23 protein-coding genes are annotated in these 25,335 nt (G+C 59.2%); 17 read left to right on the forward strand and 6 right to left on the reverse strand.

Annotation, left to right across the window (positions count from 1 at the left end):
* Window positions 1–195 precede the first annotated feature (195 nt).
* Both tsf and rpsB read right to left on the reverse strand, forming a co-directional pair.
* Complete coding sequence (tsf, locus tag BLW66_RS04150; protein ID WP_089945288.1) at window positions 196–1,071, reverse strand: translation elongation factor Ts; 876 nt, start codon at window positions 1,069–1,071, stop codon at window positions 196–198.
* Between the two features lie 81 nt (window positions 1,072–1,152).
* Window positions 1,153–1,914: a 30S ribosomal protein S2 gene (rpsB, locus tag BLW66_RS04155; RefSeq protein WP_089945290.1), complete on the reverse strand. Its 762-nt coding sequence runs from the start codon at window positions 1,912–1,914 to the stop codon at window positions 1,153–1,155.
* Window positions 1,915–2,209: 295 nt separating this feature from the next.
* On the opposite strand from rpsB, the gene BLW66_RS04160 reads away from it, so the two are divergent.
* From BLW66_RS04160 to BLW66_RS04210, 11 genes are all read left to right on the forward strand, one after another.
* Window positions 2,210–2,647 carry a hypothetical protein gene (locus tag BLW66_RS04160; RefSeq protein ID WP_089945292.1) on the forward strand — a complete coding sequence of 146 codons (438 nt, stop codon included), beginning with the start codon at window positions 2,210–2,212 and terminating at the stop codon, window positions 2,645–2,647.
* A 71-nt stretch (window positions 2,648–2,718) separates the two neighbouring features.
* The gene (locus BLW66_RS04165) at window positions 2,719–3,594 is read left to right on the forward strand and encodes a PfkB family carbohydrate kinase (protein ID WP_089945678.1); all 876 of its coding nucleotides are present in this window, start codon (window positions 2,719–2,721) and stop codon (window positions 3,592–3,594) included.
* Window positions 3,591–4,493: a pseudouridine-5'-phosphate glycosidase gene (locus tag BLW66_RS04170; RefSeq protein ID WP_089945294.1), complete on the forward strand. Its 903-nt coding sequence runs from the start codon at window positions 3,591–3,593 to the stop codon at window positions 4,491–4,493. Before BLW66_RS04165 ends, BLW66_RS04170 begins: the two co-directional genes overlap by 4 nt.
* A 98-nt stretch (window positions 4,494–4,591) precedes the next feature.
* A complete protein-coding gene (locus BLW66_RS04175; protein ID WP_089945296.1) occupies window positions 4,592–5,293 on the forward strand; it encodes a DUF502 domain-containing protein in 702 nt (233 codons plus the stop codon).
* A 164-nt stretch (window positions 5,294–5,457) separates the two neighbouring features.
* Window positions 5,458–6,108 carry a helix-turn-helix domain-containing protein gene (locus BLW66_RS04180; RefSeq protein ID WP_280140664.1) on the forward strand — a complete coding sequence of 217 codons (651 nt, stop codon included), beginning with the start codon at window positions 5,458–5,460 and terminating at the stop codon, window positions 6,106–6,108.
* Between the two features lie 75 nt (window positions 6,109–6,183).
* A complete protein-coding gene (locus tag BLW66_RS04185) occupies window positions 6,184–7,773 on the forward strand; it encodes an ABC transporter substrate-binding protein (RefSeq protein WP_089945298.1) in 1,590 nt (529 codons plus the stop codon).
* Window positions 7,774–7,851: 78 nt separating this feature from the next.
* Window positions 7,852–8,961 (forward strand): M24 family metallopeptidase, encoded by a 1,110-nt coding sequence (locus BLW66_RS04190; RefSeq protein WP_089945299.1) that lies wholly within the window; start codon window positions 7,852–7,854, stop codon window positions 8,959–8,961.
* On the forward strand, window positions 8,955–9,962 hold the full coding sequence (locus BLW66_RS04195) for an ABC transporter permease subunit (protein ID WP_089945301.1): 1,008 nt from the start codon (window positions 8,955–8,957) through the stop codon (window positions 9,960–9,962). The genes BLW66_RS04190 and BLW66_RS04195 overlap by 7 nt, the downstream gene beginning before the upstream one ends.
* Window positions 9,963–10,868, forward strand: coding sequence for an ABC transporter permease subunit (locus tag BLW66_RS04200; protein WP_089945303.1), 906 nt, complete (start codon window positions 9,963–9,965; stop codon window positions 10,866–10,868). It begins immediately after the preceding gene.
* Between the two features lie 4 nt (window positions 10,869–10,872).
* Complete coding sequence (locus BLW66_RS04205; protein WP_089945304.1) at window positions 10,873–11,850, forward strand: ABC transporter ATP-binding protein; 978 nt, start codon at window positions 10,873–10,875, stop codon at window positions 11,848–11,850.
* Window positions 11,847–12,818, forward strand: a complete 972-nt coding sequence (locus BLW66_RS04210) for an ABC transporter ATP-binding protein (protein ID WP_089945306.1) — start codon at window positions 11,847–11,849, stop codon at window positions 12,816–12,818. Before BLW66_RS04205 ends, BLW66_RS04210 begins: the two co-directional genes overlap by 4 nt.
* Window positions 12,819–12,863: 45 nt before the next feature.
* On the opposite strand, the gene BLW66_RS04215 is transcribed toward BLW66_RS04210, so the two are convergent.
* Window positions 12,864–14,675, reverse strand: a complete 1,812-nt coding sequence (locus BLW66_RS04215; RefSeq protein WP_089945308.1) for an extracellular solute-binding protein — start codon at window positions 14,673–14,675, stop codon at window positions 12,864–12,866.
* Window positions 14,676–14,992: 317 nt separating this feature from the next.
* On the opposite strand from BLW66_RS04215, the gene BLW66_RS04220 reads away from it, so the two are divergent.
* Both BLW66_RS04220 and BLW66_RS04225 read left to right on the forward strand, forming a co-directional pair.
* On the forward strand, window positions 14,993–15,778 hold the full coding sequence (locus BLW66_RS04220) for a 3-hydroxybutyrate dehydrogenase (RefSeq protein WP_089945310.1): 786 nt from the start codon (window positions 14,993–14,995) through the stop codon (window positions 15,776–15,778).
* Between the two features lie 28 nt (window positions 15,779–15,806).
* Window positions 15,807–16,835 (forward strand): patatin-like phospholipase family protein, encoded by a 1,029-nt coding sequence (locus BLW66_RS04225; protein WP_089945312.1) that lies wholly within the window; start codon window positions 15,807–15,809, stop codon window positions 16,833–16,835.
* 14 nt (window positions 16,836–16,849) lie between these two features.
* Here BLW66_RS04225 and BLW66_RS04230 read toward each other — a convergent pair whose 3' ends face one another.
* Window positions 16,850–17,473, reverse strand: coding sequence for a helix-turn-helix domain-containing protein (locus tag BLW66_RS04230; RefSeq protein ID WP_089945313.1), 624 nt, complete (start codon window positions 17,471–17,473; stop codon window positions 16,850–16,852).
* A 57-nt stretch (window positions 17,474–17,530) separates the two neighbouring features.
* Between BLW66_RS04230 and BLW66_RS04235 the strand changes: the two genes are divergently transcribed.
* The 4 genes from BLW66_RS04235 to BLW66_RS04250 are packed head-to-tail and all read left to right on the forward strand — an operon-like array spanning window position 17,531 to window position 21,312.
* Window positions 17,531–19,018 (forward strand): class I adenylate-forming enzyme family protein, encoded by a 1,488-nt coding sequence (locus BLW66_RS04235; RefSeq protein ID WP_089945682.1) that lies wholly within the window; start codon window positions 17,531–17,533, stop codon window positions 19,016–19,018.
* Window positions 19,011–19,655: a DsbA family oxidoreductase gene (locus BLW66_RS04240; protein ID WP_089945315.1), complete on the forward strand. Its 645-nt coding sequence runs from the start codon at window positions 19,011–19,013 to the stop codon at window positions 19,653–19,655. Before BLW66_RS04235 ends, BLW66_RS04240 begins: the two co-directional genes overlap by 8 nt.
* Window positions 19,652–20,128 (forward strand): metal-dependent hydrolase, encoded by a 477-nt coding sequence (locus tag BLW66_RS04245; protein ID WP_089945317.1) that lies wholly within the window; start codon window positions 19,652–19,654, stop codon window positions 20,126–20,128. The genes BLW66_RS04240 and BLW66_RS04245 overlap by 4 nt, the downstream gene beginning before the upstream one ends.
* Window positions 20,125–21,312, forward strand: coding sequence for a multidrug effflux MFS transporter (locus tag BLW66_RS04250; protein ID WP_089945318.1), 1,188 nt, complete (start codon window positions 20,125–20,127; stop codon window positions 21,310–21,312). The genes BLW66_RS04245 and BLW66_RS04250 overlap by 4 nt, the downstream gene beginning before the upstream one ends.
* Before the next feature lie 7 nt (window positions 21,313–21,319).
* Here BLW66_RS04250 and mfd read toward each other — a convergent pair whose 3' ends face one another.
* Together mfd and BLW66_RS04260 are read right to left on the reverse strand one after the other, a co-directional pair.
* Window positions 21,320–24,763 carry a transcription-repair coupling factor gene (gene mfd, locus BLW66_RS04255; protein ID WP_089945320.1) on the reverse strand — a complete coding sequence of 1,148 codons (3,444 nt, stop codon included), beginning with the start codon at window positions 24,761–24,763 and terminating at the stop codon, window positions 21,320–21,322.
* A gap of 31 nt (window positions 24,764–24,794) precedes the next feature.
* Complete coding sequence (locus tag BLW66_RS04260) at window positions 24,795–25,331, reverse strand: component of SufBCD complex (protein ID WP_244508542.1); 537 nt, start codon at window positions 25,329–25,331, stop codon at window positions 24,795–24,797.
* Between the last annotated feature and the right edge of the window lie 4 nt (window positions 25,332–25,335).

The raw sequence follows: 25,335 nt of genomic DNA on the forward strand, positions 1-25,335 counted from the left end.
TTGCATTTCCAAGGGTTGCTGCCGACAGGATCCGTCCCGTTGGCGCACATCCCCAAGGCTTCGACAGGTCTTGAGGATGTATGCTCTCCTCCCTGTCGGGCCTGCATCTTCCCCAGCGTGGGGGCCTGACAACCAGAAACGGCGCGAAGGGTTTCCCCCTCGCGCCGTTTTTAGGTTCTACAGATGAAGGCGGAATTAGCCTTTCAGCGTTGCCGCCACTTCTTCTGCGAAGTTCTCTTCTTTTTTCTCGATGCCTTCGCCAACTTCCAGACGCACGAAGCCAGTGATCTCAACGCCAGCTTCTTTAGCAGCAGCTTCGACGGTCAGGTCTGGGTTCACAACGAACTGTTGGTTCAGCAAAGTAACCTCGGCCATGAATTTCTTCATGCGGCCAACGATCATCTTTTCGATCACCGCTTCTGGCTTGCCGCTTTCACGGGCAATATCCATCTGGACGGTTTTCTCTTTTTCAACAACGGCTGGGTCAAGGTCAGCTTCGGACAGGGACGCTGGGTTTACGGCAGCGACGTGCATGGCAACCTGTTTGCCGAATGCTTCGTTCTCGGAGGACAGAGCCACCAGAACGCCGATTTTGCCCATGCCTTCTGCGGCAGCGTTGTGCACGTAGGACACAACAGACTGGCCCTCAAGGCGTGCCATGCGGCGCAGGGACATGTTCTCGCCGATGGTCGCGACTTTCGCCGTGATCGTGTCAGCGACGGACTTGCCGCCCATGTCGGCTGCCGCCAGCTCTTCGGTTGTTTTCGCCCCGATAGCGACGTCTGCAACGCCCGCAACCATTGCTTGGAACTCTGCGTTTTTACCAACGAAGTCGGTTTCGGAGTTCACTTCAACCGCAACGCCAACGCCACCGTCTACCTTGACAGCAACAAGGCCTTCAGCGGCGGTGCGACCGGATTTCTTGGCGGCTTTTGCCAAGCCCTTGGTGCGCAGCCAATCAACAGCGGCTTCCATGTCGCCGTCGTTTTCTGTCAGCGCTTTTTTCGCGTCCATCATGCCTGCGCCTGTGGAATCACGCAGTTCTTTCACCATTGCAGCGGTAATCGCCATCTTGGATCTCCTGAATAGAATTGGATTGATCCCGAAGGCCGTATTTCAGGCCTTCGGGTAACAGATTAGCGTGGAAAAGGCTTAGCCTTCAGCCGCAACAGCTTCTTCAGCCATTGCTTCGTCCATTGCGCCCAGATCAACGCCAGCAGCGCCCATTTGCGCCTGCATGCCGTCCAGAGCCGCACGTGCAACCAGATCACAGTACAGGCCGATAGCGCGCGATGCGTCGTCGTTGCCCGGGATCAGGTAGTCGATGCCGTCAGGGGAGCAGTTGGTGTCAACCACAGCAATAACTGGGATGCCCAGTTTCTTTGCTTCGGCGATGGCCAAGTCTTCTTTGTTTACGTCGATCACAACCAGCAGGTCAGGAACGCCGCCCATTTCACGGATGCCGCCGAGGGAAGCCTGAAGCTTGCCTTGGTCACGTTCCATGCCAAGACGCTCTTTCTTGGTCAGACCTGTGAAGCCGGATTCTTGGGCTTCGTCGATTTTCTTCAGGCGGTTGATCGAGTTGGAAACGGTTTTCCAGTTCGTCAACGTGCCGCCCAACCAGCGGTGGTTCATGTAGTATTGTGCGCATTTTTCTGCGGCTTCTGCGATCGGGCGCTGTGCCTGACGCTTGGTGCCGACGAACAAGATGCGGCCGCCTTTTGCTGTGGTGTCGCGCACAACTTGCAGCGCTTGATCCAGCATTGGGACAGTTTGGGTCAGGTCCATGATGTGGATACCGTTTTTAGCGCCGTAGATGTACGGGGCCATACGCGGGTTCCAGCGTTGGGTTTGGTGACCAAAGTGAACGCCAGCTTCCAAGAGCTGACGGAGCGAAAATTCTGGCAGTGCCATATCCGTTTTCCTTTTCCGGTTTAAGCCTCGGCGGGGTGTTAGAGGCGGATGCCTCAACCGGTGGACGTCATGGGATTTCTCCCCCAATCGGCCCGACCCCGCCTGCGAAGTACGCGCCAGTTAGCCCATGACCCTCTGTGCCGCAAGTCCCAAAGGGCGAAATGGCCGCGATTAGGTGATTGCCGCGTGAAATTAGGGTGAAAAACCCATGCAATGGGACTGATGCCCCTATCCACGCGCAATGTCAGGGCGCAAAATCGGTGCGGACGGTCAGTATATTTAAAGGAGAAGTCATATGTATGGTTCAATTATCACAGGGCTTGGTGCGCTCGCCATATCTGTTGCCTTGGCAACGCCGGCAGCAGCGGCGGACGCTATGCGATGCAACGTTCAGGTCTCGCCTGGGCTTTACAGCCCCGTGCTCCGGGTGGTCACGGCAGATGGCACGCGCGATATCCGCATGGGCACAGAGGGGCTGACACGGCAGGTGTTCTACCGCGACAGCCGCGTTCGGGCCTATCTTGGTACCGCCATGAACATCCCAGCGTCTGAATTGCCCAGCAGCATATCGCGCACCTGCGGCGCTGTAGAGGAGGCGTCGCGCGCCTCGACGCGGGTGACAGTGGCGCGCCCTGCCCCCACCGTTGCGCGGGAGCCGAGCTATGAGGAACCGCGCTCGGAGCCGCCAGTAATAGACAGCATCGAGACGATCGAGAGCATCCCAGTGGAGTAACCTGCTCTTTGGGCGGGGATCAGGTGGATGACCTCTTGAACCCCCGCCCTTGGCCTGCTTTTAAGTCGGCCATGAACAACACACCTGACATCTTGTGCATCGGTGCTGTCCTTTGGGACATTATCGGACGCCACGACAACGACATGCAGCGCGGTCATGACCGTCCGGGCCGCATTACCCGCCTGCCAGGTGGCGTTGCGATGAATATCGCGATGGCGCTGCAAGCTTATGGCATGACCCCTGCCCTTTTGACCGCGATCGGTCAGGACGCGGAGGGCGACGAGCTGCTGCGCGCCTGCGCCGATATGGGCATGATCACCGATCACATTCACCGCCCCGACGGGCTTCCCACAGACCGCTATATGGCGATTGAAGGCCGCAACGGGCTGATCGCGGCGATTGCGGACGCGCATTCGTTGGAAAAATCCGGCGACGCGATCTTGGCCCCCATGCAGGACGCCTTGTCGGGTTGGACAGGGCTTGTAGCGCTTGACGGCAATCTGACCGTGGAGTTGCTCACCCAGATTGCCACCGACCAGAGGTTCGCCGAGACGGACCTGCGCATCGCCCCCGCCTCCCCCGGCAAGGCGGAGCGGTTGCGCCCGTTCCTGAGCCACCCGACAGCGACGCTCTATGTAAACATGGAGGAAGCCGCGCTGCTGCTCGACACCAGTTTTGCGGATAGTACCGCCGCCGCTAGCGCGTTGCTGGGGCAAGGGTTGTACCGTGCGCTGGTCACCAATGGCGCTGAGGCCGCATCGCTTGCGTTCGGTGACAATCTGTTAACCTTCACGCCCCCCAAAGTTCAGGTGAAACGCATCACTGGCGCGGGCGACACCTTCATGGCCGCACATATTGCCGCCGAAGCCCAAGGGGCCGACCCAGAGTCGGCCCTGCAAAACGCCATGAGCGCCACCGCCACCTATATATCCGGAGACAGCTATTGATCCCTCTACACTACGCCCCAGAAGTTGAGGCCGCAAAGGCCGCGGGCCAGCCTATCGTCGCACTTGAAAGCACCATTATCACCCACGGCATGCCTTACCCGCAAAACGTGGAGACCGCCCGCGAGGTGGAACAAACCATCCGTGACAACGGCGCCGTGCCTGCGACGATTGCAGTGATCGCAGGTAAGCTGCACATCGGGCTGACGGATGCAGAGCTGGATACGTTGGGGCAAGCCAGCAACGTGGCGAAGTTGTCGCGTGCGGACATGGCCGCGTGCATCGCGACCGGCGGCACAGGGGCAACGACCGTTGCGGCGACAATGATCGCCGCGCGCTACGCCGGTATCGAAGTGTTCGCCACGGGCGGCATCGGCGGCGTGCACCGCGGCGCGGAGTTGAGCTTTGACATCTCCGCCGACCTGCAAGAACTGTCGCAAACAGCCGTGACAGTGGTGGCCGCAGGCGCAAAGGCCATCCTCGATCTGCCAAAAACACTGGAAGTCCTAGAGACGTTGGGCGTGCCGGTCATCGCTTACGGTCAAGATACCCTGCCCGCCTTTTGGTCGCGCGAATCCGACCTGGCTGCACCCTTGCGCATGGATGATGCAGCCAGCATCGCCAAGGCGCACCGCATGCGGGCGGCGTTGGGGGTGCCGGGCGGTCAGTTGATCGCAAACCCGATCCCCGTAGAGGCCGAAATCGCGTCCTCCACTTTGTCGCCGATCATTGAGCAGGCACTGGCAGAGGCCGCATCGCAAGGCATCGACGGTAAATCGGTCACGCCGTTCCTTCTGGGCCGCATCTTTGAGTTGACCGAGGGCGCATCATTGACGGCGAATATCGCGCTTGTGCTTAACAATGCGCGGCTGGCGGCGCAGATTGCGCGAAATCTGATCTAAATCGGATCATTATTTGTGTCTGACCGCACTGCCCGCTTGTCGGATGCGCAGTGCGGTCATACATAACTTATAGCGCAACCGAGAGACCATAGGCCGCCATGCTGCTGGACGATCACGAAAACGACCACAAAAAGTCCCGCAGGCCGGGTTTGTTCGCGCGGATGCGCGGCAACTTCTTGGCGGGTTTGGTGGTGATTGCCCCTATCGGGCTGACCATGTGGCTCACGTGGAGCGTTGTCGGCTGGATCGACAGTTGGGTGCTGCCATTCGTGCCGTATCACTACCGCCCAGAGCAATACGTAGGTATCAACCTGCGCGGCGTCGGGGTGGTATTCTTCTTGCTGTTTACCATGCTTGTCGGCTGGATGGGCAAAGGCATCTTGGGGCGCTCCTTCTTGCGGTGGGGCGAAAGTCTTGTGGACCGCATGCCTGTCGTGCGCTCCATCTACAACGGTCTGAAGCAGATCGCCGAGACGGTGTTTTCACAGCGCGAAACCTCGTTCGAGAAGGCCTGTCTGGTCGAATACCCGCGCCGTGGGATTTGGGCGATTGCCTTCATCTCCACCACGGCCAAGGGTGAGATTGACCGCGACATTCCGGTGGAAGACGAGATTATGTCGATCTTCTTGCCGACGACCCCCAACCCGACCTCCGGCTTTTTGCTGTTCGTACCCAAATCCGATGTCATCGAATTGGATATGAGCGTGGAGGACGCCGCGAAATTGGTCATTTCGGCTGGTCTGGTGTACCCGAACAAAGAGAACCCCGCGCAACCCGCGCAGGCGGTGGCCGCCCAATAGGCTTCAATCTTTGGTAGGTGCGCGCGGTGCGTTGCATCCGGCTGCCTGCGTGCGCAGGTTTAGCTCTAATTATACCTTCAGAAAAATTTTTATTGTTGACGCTCACAAGATGTCACGACAAGTTGCGCGCAGGAGTGCTCAAGAGCATCCGCTGGGGGGACAATTTGATTGATAAGGCCGGGCTTGCAGCCGCACCCAATCCAACTGATGAGCTGGGCACGCGCATGCGTACACAGCGCCATCGGCTGTCGATGACGTTGCAGCAGTTGTCCGCCGTGTCCGGTGTTTCCGTGGGCTACCTTAGTCAGGTAGAGCGCGGCAATGCCACACCGACCCTCGGCACGCTTAACCAGATCGCCAAAGCCATTGAGGTGGATACCGACTACTTCATCCGCCCGCCCCGTGCGGTGGACAGTTTGACACGCGGCGCAGGGCGGCCCAAGTTTGCAGTTGCCGGATCGTCCATTGAGTATGAGCAGATCGGCGCGGAGCGCGCGGGCCACGAGTTGACATCCTATGTGATGAACGTGCCGCCCGGCTACGAGTCCGAAGTTGTTACCCACGTCGGCGAAGAAATCATCTATATACTAGAGGGTGAAATCTCGCAGATGGTTGGGGAACGCGAATACCTGATGGGTGTTGGCGACAGCCTGCACTATCTTGGCACCACGCCGCATTGCTGGGCAAACAAGACCGAAAAGCTGGCGCGGATCCTTTGGGTCGGCCGCATGCAATACGGCAAACCCGTCGACAGCGGCCCCGCCGCGACCACCGACACAGACAACCAGCGCGAGATGCTACCGCTCAGACGCTGACCAAGTTCACCCTCAGCGGCGCCAAAACGATGTCGCTGAATAATAACAACAAGTCGTCAACTAGGAGAGAAACTGATGTCTTTAAACAAAATCATGGCCACTGGCCTGTTGCTGAGCACGCTGGGCGTGTCGGCACAGGCGCAATCGCTGGTCTACTGTTCCGAAGGGTCCCCAGAGGGCTTTGACCCGGCACTGTACACATCCGGCACAACCTTCGATGCGTCGAGCCACCCGATCTACAACCGCTTGTCGGAATTCAAAGTCGGTACAACGGAAACCATTCCTGCGCTGGCGGAAAGCTGGGACGTGTCCGAAGACGGCACCAAGGTGACGTTCAACCTGCGTAAAGGCGTGAAGTTCCACTCCAACGCGCAGTTCACACCGACACGTGACTTCAACGCGGACGACGTGATCTTTAGCTTCGACCGTCAGGGCAACCCTGACAACCCATACAACAAAGTGTCCGGCGGCACGTGGGAATACTACGGTGGCATGTCGATGCCCGACTTGATCGAAAGCATCGAAAAAGTCGACGACTACACTGTTGTCTTCAACCTGACCCGCGCCGAAGCGCCAATCATTGCCAACATGGCAATGGACTTCGCGTCGATCGTATCCAAAGAATACGCGGACGCGATGCTGGAAGCTGGCACACCGGAAATGCTGAACCAAGCGCCTATCGGCACTGGCCCGTTCACCTTCCAAGCCTACCAAAAAGATGCGGTTATCCGTTATCTGCGCAACGACGCGTATTGGGGCGACAAAGCCAAGGTTGAAAGCCTGATCTTCGCGATCACGCCAGACGCCTCCGTGCGTTACCAAAAAGTGCAAGCGGGCGAATGCCACGTCACGGCCTACCCTAACCCTGCTGACATCCAGTCCATGAAAGACGCCGAAGACGTTGTCGTCATGGAGCAGGAAGGCCTGAACGTCGGCTACCTTGCCTACAACACCCAAGTGGCACCGTTCGATAATCCAAACGTGCGTAAAGCACTGAACATGGCGATCGACAAACAAGCCATCATCGACGTGGTGTTCCAAGGGTCCGGCCAGATCGCCAAGAACCCGATCCCGCCAACCATGTGGTCCTACAATGAGGCCGTTGAGGACGACAACTACGACCCAGAAGCCGCGAAAGCAGCTTTGGAAGCTGAAGGTGTGTCCGATCTGGACCTGAAAATCTGGGCGATGCCTGTTCAGCGCCCTTACAACCCGAACGCACGCCGCATGGCTGAGTTGATGCAGGAAGATTTCTCGAAAATCGGCGTCAACGTTGAGATCGTGTCCTACGAGTGGGGCGAGTATCTTGAGCGCTCCAAAGCCAAGGATCGTGACGGTGCTGTTCTGCTGGGTTGGACTGGCGACAACGGCGACCCAGACAACTTCTTGGCAGTTCTTTTGGGCTGTGACGGCGTGGAGAAATCCAACCGTGCGCAATGGTGTAACGAAGAGTTCGACGCACTGATCCAGAAAGCGAAAGTCCTGCCAACACAGGAAGAGCGTAGCAAGCTGTACGAAGAAGCTCAGGTCATCTTCAAAGACCAAGCACCTTGGGCAACGATCGCTCACTCGGTCGTTTACATGGCGATGCGCCCAGAGGTTGACGGCTACGTTGTGCACCCGCTGGGTGGCCACATCTTCAACCAAGTTGGTTTGTCTAAATAATAGGCTTTTCAAATCGGGGACGGCGCGTTATGCGCCGTCCCTACCAATAATTCTGACAACGTCGGGGGGCGCTTGCCTGTGTCACAGTCATTATCGCAACGCCTATCCGAATACGCCAAGGTTGCCGAAGATTTAGGCGTTGATGCCGTGGCGCTGGTCCCCGGACCGAATTTCACCCGTGCTTTGGATCACAGCTTTGGCAGCCATGAGCGGCCATTCGTGTTGGTCATCCCAGCTCACAAACCCGCCGCAGCGTTGGTTCCCAATCTGGAATTGGGCAGCTGGGAGCTGGTTGGTTTTGAGGGCGCGGTTTTTGATTGGCGCGACCAGACCGGTTACGCGGACGCCTTCAAGGCGCTGACCGATCATCTGGACATCAAAACACTGGCTGTAGAGGGGCAAGTGATGCGCGTCTTCGTGCATCATGCCCTGCTCGCCGCGCAGCCGTCTTTGACGATCACCGACGCGGAGCGCGAAATCTCTGGCCTGCGGATGATCAAGACGCCGCAAGACCTCGCCGCACTGCAAGAGGCCATTGATATCTCGGAGCGTGCGTTGCACCGCACGCTGGACAGCGTGAAGCTGGGGCAGTCCGAAGTTGATATCGAGCAGATGCTGGTCAAATGCCTGTTCGACGAGGGCGCGGACGGCCTGTCGTTTAGCCCTATTGTTGCCGCAGGCGACAACTCCGCCCGCCCCCATGCCCATGCGCGTCATGACTACGCTGTGAAGGCTGGCGACGCGCTTTTGATCGACTTTGGCGCGCGTAAGAATGGCTTCGCCGCTGACATCACGCGCACTGTTTTTCTTGACCACGTCAGTGATGAAGGTCGCGCGGTTTATGATACCGTTTTGCAGGCCAATCTTGCGGGCCTTGCTATCACGCGCGCTGGCGTAACGGCGCATGAGATTGACGACGTCGTGACCAACGTGCTGGAGGCCTCGCCCTACGCAGACCGCATCCGCACAAAAACCGGCCACGGTTTGGGCCGCGATGTGCATGAGGCGCCTTATATCGTACGCGGCAACCACACAAAGTTACCCGCCGGAACCGTTTACACCAATGAGCCCGGACTCTATCAGATCGGCAAGTTTGGTGTGCGTATCGAAGATGACGTGCTGATTACCGATGACGGATACGAGACCTTAACCAAATTCCCCAAAGACCTGATGGTGATATCATGCTGAACTATGTTTTGGGCCGCCTGCTCACGTTTATACCCACGTTCGTTGGGGTTACGCTGATATCGTTCAGCTTTATCCGTGCCCTGCCCGGCGACCCTATCCAAGTGATGGCCGGCGAGCGCGGCATCTCTGACGAGCGCTATGCCGAATTGGCCAAACAATTTGGCTACGACCGCCCGATCTATGTGCAGTTCTGGGAGTATCTGACCGGCGTTTTGCAAGGCGATTTGGGCAACTCCTTCGTGACCAAACGCCCCGTCTGGGACGAGTTCTTCGCTCTGTTTCCTGCCACTTTGGAGCTGTCCATCTGCGCGATGATCTTCGCGGTTCTGCTGGGCCTGCCTGCGGGGGTGATTGCCGCCGTGAACCGCGGCAAGTTCTTTGACCGCGCGTTGATGTCCACAGCACTCGTTGGCTATTCGATGCCTATCTTTTGGTGGGCGTTGCTGCTGATCATCGTGTTCTCTGGTAACCTGCAATGGACGCCAGTGTCAGGCCGCATTGACCTGCTTTACTACTTCCCCGACCCGACGGGCTTTATGATCATCGACAGCCTCGCGTCGGGCCAGAAAGGGGCGTTTACCTCTGCGCTGCGCCACCTGATCCTGCCGACGGTTGTGCTGGGCACGATCCCCCTTGCGGTGATTGCCCGCCAGACGCGCTCCGCCATGTTGGAGGTTCTGGGCGAAGACTACATCCGCACCGCCCGCGCCAAAGGCATGTCGCCGTTGCGCGTCAACGGTGTTCACGCCTTGCGCAACGCCCTGATCCCCGTGGTCACGGTAATCGGCCTGTCGGTCGGCACGTTGCTTGCGGGCGCAATTTTGACAGAGACCATTTTCAGCTGGCCGGGTATCGGCAAGTGGATGGTCGATAGTATTTTCCGGCGCGATTATCCCGTCGTCCAAGGCGGGCTGTTGCTGATCGCCGTGATGGTGATGATCGTGAACCTTACCGTTGACATGCTGTACGGCGTGATCAACCCGAAGATCAGGAAGCGATAGATGGACGACGCACTTTCAGCCGAAGCAGAGATGGTTCAGGAACGTCCGGGCCGCCTGCGCGAGTTTTGGTTTTATTTCCGTGAGAACCGCGGAGCCGTCATCGGGCTTTGGATTTTTGCGATCTTCGCATTCCTTGCCTTTTTCGGACCGTTGATCGCACCCCATGACGCCACCAACCAGTTCCGCGAGGCGACTTTGCAGCCGCCGGTTTGGCAAGACGGCGGCACATGGACCCACATACTGGGCACCGATCCCTTGGGCCGTGACATGCTGTCTCGTCTGATTGTCGGCGCGCGGTACTCGTTCTTCGTGGGCGTTGTCGTTGTCAGCATTGCGGCAACTGGCGGTATCATCATCGGTCTTATCGCGGGCTTCTCGCCCAAATGGGCCGATAGCATCATCATGCGCGTGATGGACATTGTGTTGGCGTTCCCGTCCCTGCTGCTCGCCTTGGTGCTGGTAGCTATTCTTGGGCCGTCGCTGACCAACGCGATGATCGCCATCGCGATTGTTTTGCAACCTCATTACGTGCGCTTGACCCGCGCCAGCGTGCTCTCCGAATTGCAAAAGGATTACGTTGTCTCCGCCCGCGTGGCCGGTGCCGGTATCTTCCGTTTGATGTTTGTCACTGTGTTGCCCAACTGCTTGGCGCCGATCATCGTGCAGGCAGCTCTGTCGTTCTCCACCGCCATTCTTGACGCGGCGGCATTGGGCTTCCTTGGCATGGGGGCGCAGCCGCCCACGCCGGAATGGGGCACCATGCTGGCAGAGGCACGGGAATTCATCTTGCGCGCTTGGTGGGTTGTGACCTTCCCGGGCCTCGCAATTCTTGTGACCGTTCTGGCGATCAACCTGATGGGTGACGGGCTGCGCGACGCGCTTGACCCGAAACTGAAGCGGAGCTAGGCCCATGACCCTTTTACGTATCAGAAATCTAAGCGTCGACTTCGCGACCGCCACCGGCAAGTTCCGTGCGGTGGACGGTGTGGACCAAGACGTCAACAACAGCGAAATTCTGGCTATTGTCGGCGAAAGTGGCTCTGGCAAATCGGTGTCGATGCTGGCCGTGATGGGGCTGCTGCCGTGGACGGCAACGGTCACCGCAGATGAGCTGTCATTCGACGGGCATGACCTGCTGACCATGGATCAACGCGCGCGTCGCAAGATCGTGGGCAACGATCTGGCCATGATTTTCCAAGAACCGATGTCGTCGCTCAACCCCTGCTTCACCGTGGGCTGGCAAATCCGCGAGGCGCTACGGGTTCATTTGGGCATGGGCCGCCGCGAACGTCAGGCCCGCGCGATTGAGCTGTTCGAGCAGGTCGGCATCCCCGATCCCGAAAAACGCCTGTCCGCCTTCCCGCACCAGATGTCGGGCGGGATGAACCAGAGGGTGATGATCGCCATGGCGATTGCCTGTAAACCCAAACTACTGATTGCGGATGAACCGACAACCGCGCTCGACGTGACCATTCAGGCGCAAATCCTTGACCTGCTCGCCTCCTTGCGGGACGAGACAGGCATGGGGCTGGTGCTGATCACCCACGATATGGGGGTTGTCGCTGAAACCGCTGAGCGCGTCAGCGTGCAATACGCGGGCCAAAAGATCGAGGAGCAGCCCGTTGTGCCGCTGTTCGAGACCCCGCACCACCCTTACACATCGGCCCTTCTGGACGCCCTGCCCGAACGGGCTACGGAGAAGCGCCTGCCAACTATTCCGGGCGTGGTTCCAGGCCAGTTTGACCGGCCTGCGGGCTGCCTGTTCTCACCGCGCTGCAAGTTCGCAAACGCGAAATGCAAGGCAGAGACCCCGTTGGCGTTGGGCAGTGACCTAGGCTACGCGCGGTGCTTTTATCCACTGAATTCAGACGAGAGGGCGGCATCATGACAGATCCGGTGATGACAGCAACCGCACTTGAGCGGCACTACCAAGTCGGTGGCGGTTTGTTCCGTGCCCCACGCACGTTGAAGGCTGTGGGCGGGCTCGATTTCGCGCTCTACCCTGGCAAGACACTGGCCGTCGTGGGCGAAAGTGGCTGCGGGAAATCCACGCTGGCTCGCATGGTCACGATGATCGAGGAACCGACGGCGGGCACTTTATTGCTCGACGGTAAGCCCGTGGTTCGTGATGACTGGGCGTCACTGCGCACCTCGGTACAGATCGTGTTCCAAGACCCCTACGGCTCCCTGAACCCGCGCCAGCGCGTCGGCATGATTTTGGAAGAGCCATTGAAGATCAACCGCCCCGAGATGAGCGCGAAAGAGCGCACGGAAAAGGCGCGCGAGATGTTGGGCATGGTGGGCCTGCGCCCTGAGCACTTCGATCGCTATCCGCACATGTTTTCGGGCGGCCAACGCCAACGGATCGCCATCGCCCGCGCGCTGATGCTGGACCCTAAAGTTCTGGTGCTGGACGAGCCTGTGTCGGCGCTTGATCTCTCGATCCAGAGCTCTGTTCTGAACCTGTTGGTGGACCTGCAAGAACGCATGCAACTGGCGTATCTGTTCATCTCCCATGATCTAAGCGTGGTGCGCCATGTCGCGGACGAGGTGATCGTGATGTATCTGGGCCGTGGCGTAGAGAAAGGCAGCCGCGACGAATTGTTCGCAGCACCTTTTCATCCCTACACCAAAGCGCTGCTGTCGGCGACGCCGCAGGCTGATCCGCGCAAGACCAAGGAACGGATCAAGCTCGACGGCGAATTGCCATCACCGCTGGCCATACCGCAGGGCTGCCCGTTTGCGCCGCGCTGTTGGAAGGTGCAAGACAAGTGCCGAACCACGCGTCCGGAATTGTCAGATGAGGCACATACCGCCGCCTGCTTCTTCCCAGAGAACGGCGGCACGCCAGCTTAAATGGCGTGATGCTGGCGCGGCTTTGCGGCCGCGCCAGCACAGGGCTTATTCAGACCACCACACATCCGGCTGAAACCCGATCCAGTCGCCGTATACCGGCAGCTTGTCGGAAAACTTCAGGTTGGCGTCATGCGCCAGCATGGAGACGTTGGAATACCACAGCGGCACCGCATAGCGGCCTGCCGTCAAGATGCGGTCCAGTGCTTTGACCGCGGCGCGGTAATCCTCTTGGCTGGACGAGGTCAGCATCGTTTGGATCATCGCCTCCGCCGCTGGGCTGTTCATCCCCATCAGGTTGCGAGAGCCCTCTTCCGTGACCCCGTCACTGCCCCAATAGGCCATCTGTTCATTTCCAGGGCTGAGGGAGAGACCGCGAATAAAGTGGGTCATGTCAAAGTCATAGGCATCGGTGCGGGCGCGATACTGGGCGCTGTCAATCACAGTGATGGTCGGAAAAATTCCCAGACGTTCCAGATGTTCCTTATAGATGCTGACGATGGATTGATGTTCCGCGCTGCCTTGCTTGAGCAAGATGTCGAACACAAACGGCTGCCCGTCGGTCCCCGTCAAAACGCCATCTTTCACCACCCAGCCGGCTTCCTCCAGAAGCCGTGTGGCCTCACGAATGCCTGACCGGTTGCGGGCGGATCCGTTGCTTTCGGGCAGTGCGTAGCCCTCTATCGTGCCGGGCAATAGCTGGTCTTTGAAGGGTTCCAGCAATGCCGCGACCTTGCCCGTCGCGGGGCCTTCTTCCATCCCCAAGACGGAGTTGTGGAAGTAGGATGCGATACGTGGCGGGCCGTCCTTGCCGTTCAGCTTTTCGCTGATGAACTCATAGTTGAACGCTTGCAGCATCGCCTCGCGGACGCGCCAGTCCTTGAAGATATCGCGGCGGGTGTTCATCACGAACCCATCCATGCCCGTGGGCCGTTGATGAGGGATTTCTGATTTGATGACCTCCCCGTTCCTTACACGCGGAAAGTCGTATTGCTGCGCCCATTTGGCGGTGCTGGTTTCGCGCAGGGTATTTAGCTCCCCCGCCTTGAAGGCCTCGAACATGGCGGTGGCGTCGCCGTAGAACTCCATGCGCAATTCGTCGATGTTGTTTGTCCCGCGCCGGAACGGCACGTCGCGGCCCCAGTAATCGGGGTTACGCTTAAGGGACACGAAACGACCTGCTTCAAAATCCTCGATCACGTAGGGCGCTGAAGAAATCGGAATCGTATCCAGCCCGCTGTCCTCGAAGGTCGCGCCGTCCCATTGCGCCTTCTTCAAAATCGGACGCATCCCCATGATCAGCGCCAATTCGCGGTCAGGCTCTTTGAAAGTGAACCGGATTTTGCCCTCACCGGTGATCTCTGACTTCTCGATCTTGGACCACGTGCCCGCATAGCGTGGGTGCCCTTCGGTGCCCAAGGTCTCGTAAGACCAGATCACATCTTCGGCAGTTACGGGGCTCCCGTCAGAGAATCGCGCCTCTGGCCGCAGCTTGAATTCCACCCAGAGATTCGTCGAATCGGTCTCGACGGTTTCGGCCAGAAGCCCGTAGAGGGTGAAAGGTTCGTCCCAAGAACGCCCCATCAGGCTCTCATATGCAAGGAACCGTAGCTGCCAAGGCACACGTCCTTTGCGGATGTGGGGGTTTAGCGAATCGAAGCTGCCGACCTCGCCGGTGACAATTTTTCCCCCCGTCGGTGCGTTCACGTTTGCGTATGGTAGGGACACAAATTCTGGTGGTAGGGCCGGATCGCCATACATAGCTATGCCATGCTGGGGCTCCGCCAACGCCGTGCTGGCCGCAAGAATTGCCGCGCAGGACAATCCATTGCGCACCGATTGGAAAAAGTTTGATTTCATTTGGGTAACAATCCTTCGACGCCCTTGCCTGTTCAACGGCCATGCTACGCAGGGTTATCAACCTTTTCAAACTTTTAGCTTGGCGGGTGGCGGAGGACGGCTTATAAAGAGGGCACTGCTCGATAGGTTTCTTGCCTGTATGAAACCTGCCTCAATAACTTAACGCCAGCTTCGTGCTGGCGTTTTTTTTTGGCACAGGCGGCGCGACTTGTCCGCGCAAACCGACAGCTTTCACCAAATGGTGCAGAAGCTTTTCATAGCCTTCGCAGCTGCAGCATGTAGGTTGTAGCGGAACGTGATTGAAAGGATTCCGACGAATGTCTCTCCCTACCCCACTCAAAGGCAAAACAGCCGTCATCACTGGCTCCAACTCCGGTATCGGATTGGGCATCGCGCGCGAGCTTGCGAAATCCGGCGCGAACGTGGTTCTGAACTCCTACACAAACACAGACGAAGATCACGCCATCGCGGCAGAGATCACGAAGGACAGCGGTTTTGAAGCTCGCTACATCCAAGCTGACCTGTCCAACGGCGAACAGGCCCGCGCCCTGATTGAGCAGGCTGGCCAATGCGATATCCTGATCAACAACGCGGGCATCCAGCATGTTGCCCCCATCGACGAGTTTCCCGTGGGCAAATGGGATGCGATCATCGCGATCATGCTCAGCTCTGTGTTTCACACGACCGCCGCCGCCCTGCCCATGATGCGCAAGGCAGGCTGGGGCCGCGTGATTAACATATCCTCCGCGCATGGGCTGACCGCATCGCCGTATAAGTCGGCTTACGTCGCCGCAAAGCACGGTGTCGTCGGAATGACCAAAGTGGTGGCCCTTGAGACCGCGCGTGAGCCGATCACGGCCAACGCCATCTGTCCGGGCTATGTGATGACGCCCCTCGTGGAGTCGCAAATCCCCGACACTATGGAGAAATACGGCATGGACCGCGAGACAGTCATCAAGGACGTGATGCTGGAGCGCCAGCCGTCCAAAGAGTTCGCCACAACGGAGCAGCTTGGCGGCGTAGCGACCTTCCTATGCTCGGATGCTGCGACGCAGATCACGGGCACCACGATCAGCGTGGACGGCGGATGGACCGCGTTGTGACGCGGGGCTTGCGGCTGGTGCGCGCCCGATGAAAAAGCGGATCAACCTTGCCTTGCAGGGCGGCGGCGCGCATGGCGCGTTCACATGGGGCGTCCTCGACCGCATCTTGGAGGACGACCGTATCGAGATCGCTGCGATTAGCGGTACCTCCGCGGGCGCTCTGAACGGGGCCGCGCTAAAGTCAGGCCTGTTGGAAGATGGCGCAGCTGGTGCCAAGGCCAAGCTGGACTGGCTTTGGGGCGAAATCGGCGCGAGCGATCAAACCCACCTACAAAGCTGGATGCAGGGCGTCAGCCCCGGCTCTGTCAGTCATGCGGTTGAGTCCTCGCCGTTCTACCAAGCGCTGGATATGTTCAGCCGCGTGGCCAGCCCCTACAATCTTGGCCTGCTCTACGCGCATCCCTTGCGCCCAATTGTGGAGCAGCTGAACTTCGACGAGGTTTGCGCCAAGGAAGGCCCTGCCCTGTTCATTTGCGCCACCAACGTGCGGTCCGGTAAAATTCGTATCTTCGATCATGATGACACCAACACGGATGCCATTCTGGCATCGGGCTGCCTGCCGACGATCTTTCAGGCGGTGGAGATCTTTGATCCCAAGACCGACCGTGTGGAGGCGTATTGGGACGGCGGCTATATGGGCAACCCTGCCCTGTTCCCGCTGTTCGAACCGGACTTCCCGTCCGATCTAGTGATTGTGAACATCAACCCCCTGCACCGCGACGAGGTACCGCGCAAAGCGTCGGAAATCCAGAACCGGATCAATGAGATCAGTTTCAACGGGTCGTTGTTCAGAGAGCTGCGCGCGGTCCAATTCGTTCATGACCTTATCGTAAGCGGCAAACTATCGCGCGGGTCAATGAAAGATGTGCTAGTTCACATGATCTCGGATGATGCGCTGATGACCCAGCTTTCCGTGGCGACGAAAAGCATCCCCACGCCTTACGTGTTAAAGGAGTTGAAAGCGGCTGGCCGGATCGCGGCAGATGCGTTCCTTGAGGCGCATTTCGATGATCTTGGCGCGCGGTCCTCCGTCGATCTGCGAGAGATGTTCAGCTAGTGGACCGAGGCCGCTTAGGCCATGGATGTGACCCAAAGGATCAGCGCGTCTTCCGCGCTGGTCGACACCACGTTGTGCCCCATCGACGCGTCATAATAAGCGCTGTCGCCGCGTTTCATGTCAACCGGCTCGTAGAACTCGGTGAACAGCTGAACCGCGCCTGTCAGCACATACAAGAACTCCTCGCCGTCATGGCGGATCCAGCCGTCGAATTCATCAAAGCTGCGCGCGCGAATACGGGCGCGGTAGGGCAACATCGCCTTTTTGGTTAAGCCGGAGTTAAGCAACTCATGCTCATAGGTCGGCGTCACATGGGCGGAGCCGTGGTCGGAACGGGTCACATCCATGCGACCGTTCACCTGCGCTTTTTTGGGCGGCGTGAACAGTTGTGGCATGCCGATGCCCAACCCGTCGGCCAGCTTCTTCATCAGCTCGAACGTCGGCGACATTTGCTCGTTTTCAATCTTCGACAACGTGGAGCGCGCCAGTCCGGCTTCCTTCGCGGCTTGTTCCAGCGTCCAATCGCGGGCTTTGCGTAACTCGCGCACACGGGCACCAAGGTTCAATGGCTCTACAGGGCTGCTGTCGCCGCTGGCGCGGGCGAGGCGAATGAGGCTGGGTTCGTCTTTACTGGTCATGGTCGTTCTCATAGCGTCCTCTTGCGGCATGTGGCAATGGGCACTAGCCCTTTGGTTATGCAATCTGTCTTTGATCACGGCCCACCGCCGCCCTGCCCGTCCCCGTTCAATATGGCGGCTTATGTGCTGTCCTACGCGCCAAGTCTTGGCAACAAACCCGCGCTGGAGGTCGTGGGCGGCGATGCATCGGTTCTGACCTACGACGCCCTTTGTAGGCGTGTGCAACGTGTGGCCGGCGGCTTAAGGGCGCAAGGGCTTAACATTGGCGACCGCGTGTTGTTTCGCCTAGGCAATACGCCAGACTTCCCCATCGCATATCTCGCGTGTATTTGGGCGGGACTTGTGCCGATCCCCGCGTCCTCTCAACTGACGAAGCGAGAGGCCACAGACATCGCGCGCCAAACGCAGCCTGCCCTGATTTTACACCAAGACGGCGTGTCCCTGCCGGATAGTGCGGCACCCGTGCTCGGCGAATTGCCGGAGGCCGCAGAGATCCCTCCGGTTATGGGCGACCCTGATCGCTTGGCCTACATTGTTTTCACCTCCGGCACATCCGGCCGCCCGACGGGGGTGCGCCATGCCCACCGCGCGATCTGGGCGCGGCGCATGATGTGGGACGGCTGGTACGGGCTGCGCCAAGACGACCGCGTTATGCACGCGGGCGCGTTCAACTGGACGTACACACTAGGCACAGGATTGATGGATCCGTGGAGCATGGGCGCGACGGCTCTGATCCCCTCCGCTGGCGTTCCGTCTGACGCGCTGGCGGGGTTGGTCGCTAAGCACAACGCCAGCATCTTTGCAGCTGCACCAGGGGTTTACCGGCAGATGCTAAAGTTCGCGGTTCCTACGATGCCCGCGCTACGCCACGGGTTATCGGCCGGTGAAAGCCTGCCGGATGCCGTTCGCATAGCTTGGCAGGAAACAACTGGCACAGATATTCACGAGGCTTTGGGCATGTCCGAGTGCTCCACCTTAGTCTCGGGCAGCCCCACACGTCCTGCCCGCAAAGGAACATCGGGCCGTCCGCAGGTCGGGCGCCGCATCGCAGTGGTTCAAGACGGCGCGCCCGTGCCAGTAGATACCCCCGGCTTGCTGGCCATTCACCGTGATGATCCGGGCTTGATGCTCGGCACATTGGATGCGGACCTAGTGACCGAGGGCGCGTGGTTCGTGACCGCCGACACCGTCAGCATGGGCGCGGACGGCGATATCACCTATTTGGGGCGCAGCGACGATATGATGAACGCGGGCGGTTACCGCGTGTCGCCGTTAGAGGTAGAGGCCGCCTTTGCGGGGTATGCCGCCATGACGGGTTGCGCGGCTGTAACGGTTGAAGTCAAAGCCGACACCGAGGTCATCGCGCTGTTCTACTCTGCGGATGGCCCCCTTCAGGACGAGGCGTTGCGCGCTCATGCACAGGCGCTGCTCGCGCGGTACAAGCAACCACGCCTTTACATCCACCGCGCGACATTGCCAAAAGGTACAAACGGCAAGCTGAACCGTCGCTTGCTGCGATACGCATTTGAGGATCCCCATGATTAAGCTCGACATTATCTCCGACGTCATTTGCCCGTGGTGCTACATCGGCAAGGCCCACTTGGACCGTGCGCTGGAGGCGAACCCAGATCATCCGTTCACCATCGAATGGCACCCGTTCCAGTTGAATCCGACGATGCCAGAGGGCGGTATGGATCGTCGCGAGTATCTTGAGCATAAGTTTGGTGGCAAAGAAGGTGCGGTGCGTGTCTATGGCCAGATCGCCGAAGCCGCAGAGGCCGCAGGCCTCGACATTGACTTTGGCGCGATCCAGCGCACGCCGAACACCATCAACGCGCACCGCCTGATCCATTGGGCCGGACTGGAGGGGCGGCAGACGGCCGTGGTCTCCAAGCTGTTCAAGGCCTACTTCAAAGAAGGCCGCGATATTGGCAACACCGACGCGCTGCTCGACATCGCTGAGGCCGCAGAGATGGACCGCAACATGGTTGCGCGCCTTATGGCCACGGATCAAGACGTGGACGACATCCGTGCCCGCGATGCCAACGCCCGCGAACGCGGCGTAACAGGCGTGCCAACACATATCGTGGCCAGCCAGCACGTGCTGCCGGGCGCACAGCAGCCCGACTTGTGGGCCAGCGTGATCAAAGATGTGAACGAGCAGCTTGCTGCCCAGTCATGATCACCGCACATCTGCCAGCGGGCTATGTGCTGGGCCGCACAGCGCAGCGCTACGGCGTCAACCGTTGGTTGATGCTGGCGGCGCTGCTCGGGTCGGTGCTGCCGGATTTTGACCTGATCTGGTTCTATCTGGTTGATGACCGCGCCATACACCATCACCACTACTGGGTTCACATCCCCGGCTTTTGGGCACCTGTCGCCTTGGCGGCTCTTCTGTCGCTGCGCATGTGGGCCCCGAAATGGTTACCGCCTGCGCGGGTGTTTTTCGTGGCGATCTTCGTGCACCTCATTCTCGACAGTATTGCGGGTTCCATCGCGTGGGCGTGGCCGTTCAGTGATCACCTGTTTGAATTCGTGCAAGTCCCCGCGACCCAAAGCCATTTCATTTGGTCCTTCATCCTGCATTGGACGTTTTCGTTTGAGTTGATTATCTGGGCGCTTGCCATCTACCTATTCGCAAAGGCCACCCCGTGAACGCACCTACACGCCGTCTGTCGCAGCCCGAATTCATCATTCTGGTGGCGTTCAATTTCGCATTGGTCGCTTTCAGCATCGACTCCATGTTGCCTGCCTTGCCCGAAATCGCGCAGGCCTTAACGCCGGAGGCGCCCAACCGTGCGCAGCTGGTGCTGACCAGTTTTGTGCTGGGTATGGGCATCGGGACCTTGGTCACAGGCCCACTGTCGGACACGTTTGGCCGTAAGCCCGTGATCTTTGCGGGGGCGATCTTGTTCGTCATCGGCGCGCTTATGGCGGGTCAGGCGCAGTCGTTGGAGACCATGCTCGCCAGTCGGTTGGTGCAGGGTTTGGGGGTTGCTGGCCCGCGCATTGTGACACTCGCCATTGTGCGCGACCAGTATGAGGGGCGCACGATGGCGTCGATCATGTCTTACGCGATGATGATCTTCACACTGGTTCCCGCCGTGGCCCCCCTGCTTGGCAGCTATGTTATTGCGGGTTTTGGCTGGCGCGCGGTTTTCTACAGCTTCGTGCTGTTTGCGATCTTGGCCATCGGCTGGTTAATGCTGCGCCAACCTGAAACCCTGCCGCCAAAGGACCGTCGCCCTTTCGTGCCACAGGCATTGGTTGCCGCGACGCGGGAGTGTTTTTCCTACCGTATCTTTACGCTCTCCACCACTGTGCAAGCGCTGGCATTCGGGATGTTGTTCGGCTGCCTTAGCTCTACCCAGCAGATATTCGAGGTCACATACGGACGCGGCGACGAGTTTCCGTTCTGGTTCGCGATCATCGCCTTGGTATCTGGCACTGCGTCCATTCTGAACGCGCGGTTGGTGGTCCGGGTTGGTATGCAAAGGATGATCTCCGCAGGGTTTGGTTTGCAGATTGTTTTCTCGCTCGCGGTCCTGTTTTCCGGCCTCACAGGGGGCGTTCCGTTCGCCCTCTATCTGGTGTGGACCACGTCACTGTTCTTCATGGCGGGCTTGGTGATTGGCAACCTGAACGCACTCGCGATGGAGCCTACGGGTCACATCGCTGGCTTGGCGGCGTCTATCATAGGGGCCACATCCACAGTGCTTGGTGTTGTGATTGCGGCGCCCATCGGCTTGGCGTTCAATGGCACGCCCCTGCCCTTAGCAAGCGCTACGGCGGCGTTGTCAATTCTTTCCTTCACGATGGTAAAGCGCGGCCTCAGGTAGCCGCGCCTTACTTGGCTTTCTTCGCTCGCTTGAACGTACCCGCTTGCTCCGCAAGGTCACGGGCGATGGCGAAGGCGCCTTTGATCTTGTCGGCCTCATTCGCCCAGTCGCGGACGACGACAACCTTGTTGTCCTTCAGCTTGGCCTTGTTGCTTGGCTCTTGCAGATAAGCCACTAGACCTTCGGGCTTGGCAAATTTGTTGTTGTGGAACTCTATGGTCGCGCCACGCTCTCCTGCGTTGAGCTTGGCAATGCCAGCGCGCTTGCACATGGCCTTGATCCGCACGACCAACATCAGCGTGTTCACCTCGCGCGGCAGCTTGCCGAAGCGGTCGATCAACTCGGCGGCGAAGCCTTCCAACTCCACCTTGGTCGTCAGCCCCGACAAACGACGGTAAAGCCCAAGGCGTACGTCAAGGTCTGGCACGTAGTCTTCCGGGATAAGCACCGGAACGCCAAGGTTGATGGTCGGCGCCCATTGGTCGTCCGTCTCGGTCAGACCTTCCAACTGGCCAGAGCGGATTTTGGCGACGGCCTCCTCCAGCATGGACTGGTAAAGCTCATAGCCGACCTCGCGCATGTTGCCAGACTGCTCCTCGCCCAAAACGTTGCCTGCGCCCCTGATATCAAGGTCTTGGCTGGCGATGTTAAAGCCCGCGCCAAGGCTGTCGATGGAGCCCAGAACCCGCAACCGCTTCTCGGCTGTGGGTGTCAGTTTCTGGCGCGGCTTGGTGGTCAGATACGCATAGGCGCGGGTCTTCGAGCGCCCGACCCGTCCGCGAATTTGGTAAAGCTGACTTAGCCCGAACATATCCGCACGGTGTATAATCATCGTGTTGGCTGTCGGGATGTCGATGCCGGATTCCACAATCGTCGTGGCCAACAACACGTCATACTTGCCGTCGTAGAAAGCGTTCATCCTGCTGTCCAACTCGCCCGGTGGCATCTGACCACTGGCGACAAGATAGGACACCTCCGGCACATGCTCCTTCAGCCACGCCTCAACGTCCGGCAGGTCTGACACGCGTGGCACCACATAAAAGCTTTGCCCCCCACGGTAATGCTCGCGCAGCAACGCCTCGCGGATGGTGACGGTGTCGAATTCCGACACGTAGGTGCGGATGGCCAAACGGTCGACGGGCGGCGTGCCGATGATCGACAATTCGCGCACGCCTGACAGGGATAGCTGCAAGGTGCGCGGGATTGGGGTGGCTGACAGTGTGAGCACGTGAATGTCGGAGCGAAGTTGCTTTAGACGCTCTTTATGTTGCACGCCAAAGTGTTGTTCTTCATCAATAATTAGCAGGCCGAGGTTCTTGATATTCACCTGTTTTGACAGCACGGCATGCGTGCCGACCACAATATCCACGGTGCCATCCGCCAATCCCTTGCGGGTTTCGGCGGCCTCTTTCGCTCCAACAAAGCGCGACAGCTGCCGCACGTTGACTGGGAAGCCGCGAAAGCGCTCCTTGAAGCTTTGGGTGTGCTGACGGGACAGCAACGTAGTGGGCGCAACCACGGCCACTTGCATGCCGCCCGTCGCCGCGATGAATGCCGCGCGCATCGCAACTTCGGTTTTCCCGAAGCCGACGTCGCCGCAGACCAGCCGGTCCATCGGGCGGCCCTTGGCCAAGTCGTCCATCACCGCCTCGATGGTGGTTAACTGGTCCTCGGTTTCCTCGTAAGGAAAACGTGCGCAGAATGCTTCCCACATGTCTTGCGGCGGCTCCACGATGGGGGCGCGGCGCAACTCGCGCTCTGCGGCGATGCGGATCAGGCGGTCTGCCATATCACGGATGCGCTGTTTCAGGCGGGCTTTCTTGGCCTGCCACGCGCCACCGCCCAGCTTGTCGAGCAGCCCCTCTTCATGCCCATATCGGCTTAGCAGTTCGACATTCTCGACAGGAAGATAGAGCCGGTCACCGCCCGCGTATTCCAGCAGAATGCATTCGTGTGGTGCCCCCGCAGCGGTCACCGTTTCCAAGCCAACGTAGCGCCCGATGCCGTGGTCCACATGCACGATCAGCTCGCCCAGTGACAGGCCTTGGGCTTCGGTCAGAAAGTTTTCCGCCCGCTTGGGTCGTTTGGAGCGCCGGATCAGCCGATCCCCCAGCACGTCCTGCTCTGACACAACGGCCAGCCCAGCAGCGGTAAACCCTTGATCCAAGCCCCAGACCGTCAGGTAGACGCCCTTTTCCCCGACATCCTTATAGGTGGAGACCAGCTTGGCGTCGTGGATGTCTTGATCTTCTAACAGACCGTGAAGACGTTCCCGCGCGCCGTCGGAGAAGCTTGCGACGATTACAGCCCGACCTGCTTTCAGCTGATTAACATGGTCCGCTAATGCGCTGAAAATGTTCCGGTCTTCGGCTTGACGTTCTGGCGCGAAGTTCCGCCCGATACGCCCTCCTGCATCAATAACACCAGGCCCCGTCGATTGCGGTAAAGCCGCAAGTTGCAGCACGCGGTGCCCCGCGACGGCACCCCTAAAGGCGGCATCGTCAAGATAGAGCAGATGCGGCGGGACAGGTTTATAAACACTGTCCATGCGCGCCTTGGACTTCAAAGCCTCCGCACGGTTGTCGTATTGGTCGGCAATACTGTCCCAGCGGGCCAGTCGCGCGGCTTCGGTTTGGTCATCCAGCGCGACAACGGCATCCGGCAAATAGTCGAAGATGGTCTCGAGCTTCTCGTGAAAGAACGGCAGCCAGTGCTCCACACCTTGGTGCTTGCGCCCCGCTGACACCGCCTCATAAAGCGGGTCATCTGTGCCAGCCGCGCCAAATTCGATACGGTAATTCTGGCGGAAACGCGCAATCGCGGCCTCGTCCAGAATAACCTCTGACACGGGGGCCAATTCTATCCGGTTCAGCGTTTCTGTGGTGCGCTGCGTCGCTGCGTCAAAGCGCCGAGCGCCGTCCAGCACATCACCGAACAGATCAAGGCGCACCGGTCCCAACTCCCCAGGGGGGTAAATGTCGATAATGCCGCCACGGATCGCATAATCGCCTGGCTCCATAACTGTCGGGCTTTGGGAAAAACCCATGCGCACAAGATATTCGCGCAAAGACTTCTCGTTGATCTGCCGATCAACCTCCGCCACGAAGGACGCCCCGGCCAGCACTTCGCGGGCGGGCACGTATTGCGTCGCGGCGGCCAAGGTTGTCAGCAAGATGAACGGCCCCGGAACGCCGCCTGCCAGTCCCGCCAGCGTCGCCATCCGTGCGGCGGCGACATCGGCGTTGGGCGACACACGATCATAAGGCAAGCAGTCCCATGCGGGGAAATCCAGAACAGGCACCTCTGGCGCGAAGAATGCGAGCGCGGTGCGCATCGCGGCCATGCGCTTGTCGTCACGCGCCACATGGATGACCGGCCCCTTCGCCAGTTCCTTGAGAAGCAGTTTCGCGTCAAAGCCCTCGGGGGCGCCGGAAATTGTAATCATATTCATGCCCGATGACCTAAGTTTTGGGGCGGCCGTGTCAACCGCCCAGCACGCCCACGGAAAGGTTGTGGAACATTCCCCACATCGCCGTGACAACAATCGCCAACATGCCGATCACCTGAACCGCCAACCGTTGGCGGCGCAGCTTTTTGCGAATATCACTTAGGGAGGTGTGGTCGATGCGCCGCGCGCAACGCACGGACAACCCGAAAACCAATGCCATCGGCGAGAACATCAAAAATATCGCCTGACAGAACTCCACCCCGTAAACGAAGCCCATCAACGCCACAGCGGTCAGCGCGAAAAAGCCAAAGCCCACCAGCCACAGGCCGGACATATCAGCAATATAGACAAAGCGGCTGGCGTTGACGCGCACCAAGTCCTTCAAATCCTGCTCCACTTGGCCGCCGTATTTCACCGCGCGGGCAACCACATCATAAGGAACCCCGATGACGTAATGCGACGCCGCCGACCACACGTATGCCAGCGTGATCCAGAACCACAAGTTTGAGAAAGAGCGCATGTCGATTAGCTCGAAGACGGTTGAGTAAATGTCCACGCGGTTGCGCCTCATTGGT

It is taken from the genome of Litoreibacter albidus, from assembly GCF_900107015.1.
Lineage (GTDB): Bacteria > Pseudomonadota > Alphaproteobacteria > Rhodobacterales > Rhodobacteraceae > Litoreibacter > Litoreibacter albidus.

What these genes read in the sequence shown, in the direction of transcription:
- tsf (WP_089945288.1), bottom strand. Translation starts at nt 1,071, where the DNA reads ATGGCGATTACCGCTGCAATGGTGAAAGAACTGCGTGATTCCACAGGC.
- rpsB (WP_089945290.1), bottom strand. Translation starts at nt 1,914, where the DNA reads ATGGCACTGCCAGAATTTTCGCTCCGTCAGCTCTTGGAAGCTGGCGTT.
- BLW66_RS04160 (WP_089945292.1), top strand. Translation starts at nt 2,210, where the DNA reads ATGTATGGTTCAATTATCACAGGGCTTGGTGCGCTCGCCATATCTGTT.
- BLW66_RS04165 (WP_089945678.1), top strand. Translation starts at nt 2,719, where the DNA reads ATGAACAACACACCTGACATCTTGTGCATCGGTGCTGTCCTTTGGGAC.
- BLW66_RS04175 (WP_089945296.1), top strand. Translation starts at nt 4,592, where the DNA reads ATGCTGCTGGACGATCACGAAAACGACCACAAAAAGTCCCGCAGGCCG.
- BLW66_RS04185 (WP_089945298.1), top strand. Translation starts at nt 6,184, where the DNA reads ATGTCTTTAAACAAAATCATGGCCACTGGCCTGTTGCTGAGCACGCTG.
- BLW66_RS04195 (WP_089945301.1), top strand. Translation starts at nt 8,955, where the DNA reads ATGCTGAACTATGTTTTGGGCCGCCTGCTCACGTTTATACCCACGTTC.
- BLW66_RS04200 (WP_089945303.1), top strand. Translation starts at nt 9,963, where the DNA reads ATGGACGACGCACTTTCAGCCGAAGCAGAGATGGTTCAGGAACGTCCG.
- BLW66_RS04205 (WP_089945304.1), top strand. Translation starts at nt 10,873, where the DNA reads ATGACCCTTTTACGTATCAGAAATCTAAGCGTCGACTTCGCGACCGCC.
- BLW66_RS04210 (WP_089945306.1), top strand. Translation starts at nt 11,847, where the DNA reads ATGACAGATCCGGTGATGACAGCAACCGCACTTGAGCGGCACTACCAA.
- BLW66_RS04215 (WP_089945308.1), bottom strand. Translation starts at nt 14,675, where the DNA reads ATGAAATCAAACTTTTTCCAATCGGTGCGCAATGGATTGTCCTGCGCG.
- BLW66_RS04220 (WP_089945310.1), top strand. Translation starts at nt 14,993, where the DNA reads ATGTCTCTCCCTACCCCACTCAAAGGCAAAACAGCCGTCATCACTGGC.
- BLW66_RS04225 (WP_089945312.1), top strand. Translation starts at nt 15,807, where the DNA reads ATGAAAAAGCGGATCAACCTTGCCTTGCAGGGCGGCGGCGCGCATGGC.
- BLW66_RS04230 (WP_089945313.1), bottom strand. Translation starts at nt 17,473, where the DNA reads ATGACCAGTAAAGACGAACCCAGCCTCATTCGCCTCGCCCGCGCCAGC.
- BLW66_RS04235 (WP_089945682.1), top strand. Translation starts at nt 17,531, where the DNA reads ATGCAATCTGTCTTTGATCACGGCCCACCGCCGCCCTGCCCGTCCCCG.
- BLW66_RS04240 (WP_089945315.1), top strand. Translation starts at nt 19,011, where the DNA reads ATGATTAAGCTCGACATTATCTCCGACGTCATTTGCCCGTGGTGCTAC.
- BLW66_RS04245 (WP_089945317.1), top strand. Translation starts at nt 19,652, where the DNA reads ATGATCACCGCACATCTGCCAGCGGGCTATGTGCTGGGCCGCACAGCG.
- mfd (WP_089945320.1), bottom strand. Translation starts at nt 24,763, where the DNA reads ATGAATATGATTACAATTTCCGGCGCCCCCGAGGGCTTTGACGCGAAA.
- BLW66_RS04260 (WP_244508542.1), bottom strand. Translation starts at nt 25,331, where the DNA reads ATGAGGCGCAACCGCGTGGACATTTACTCAACCGTCTTCGAGCTAATC.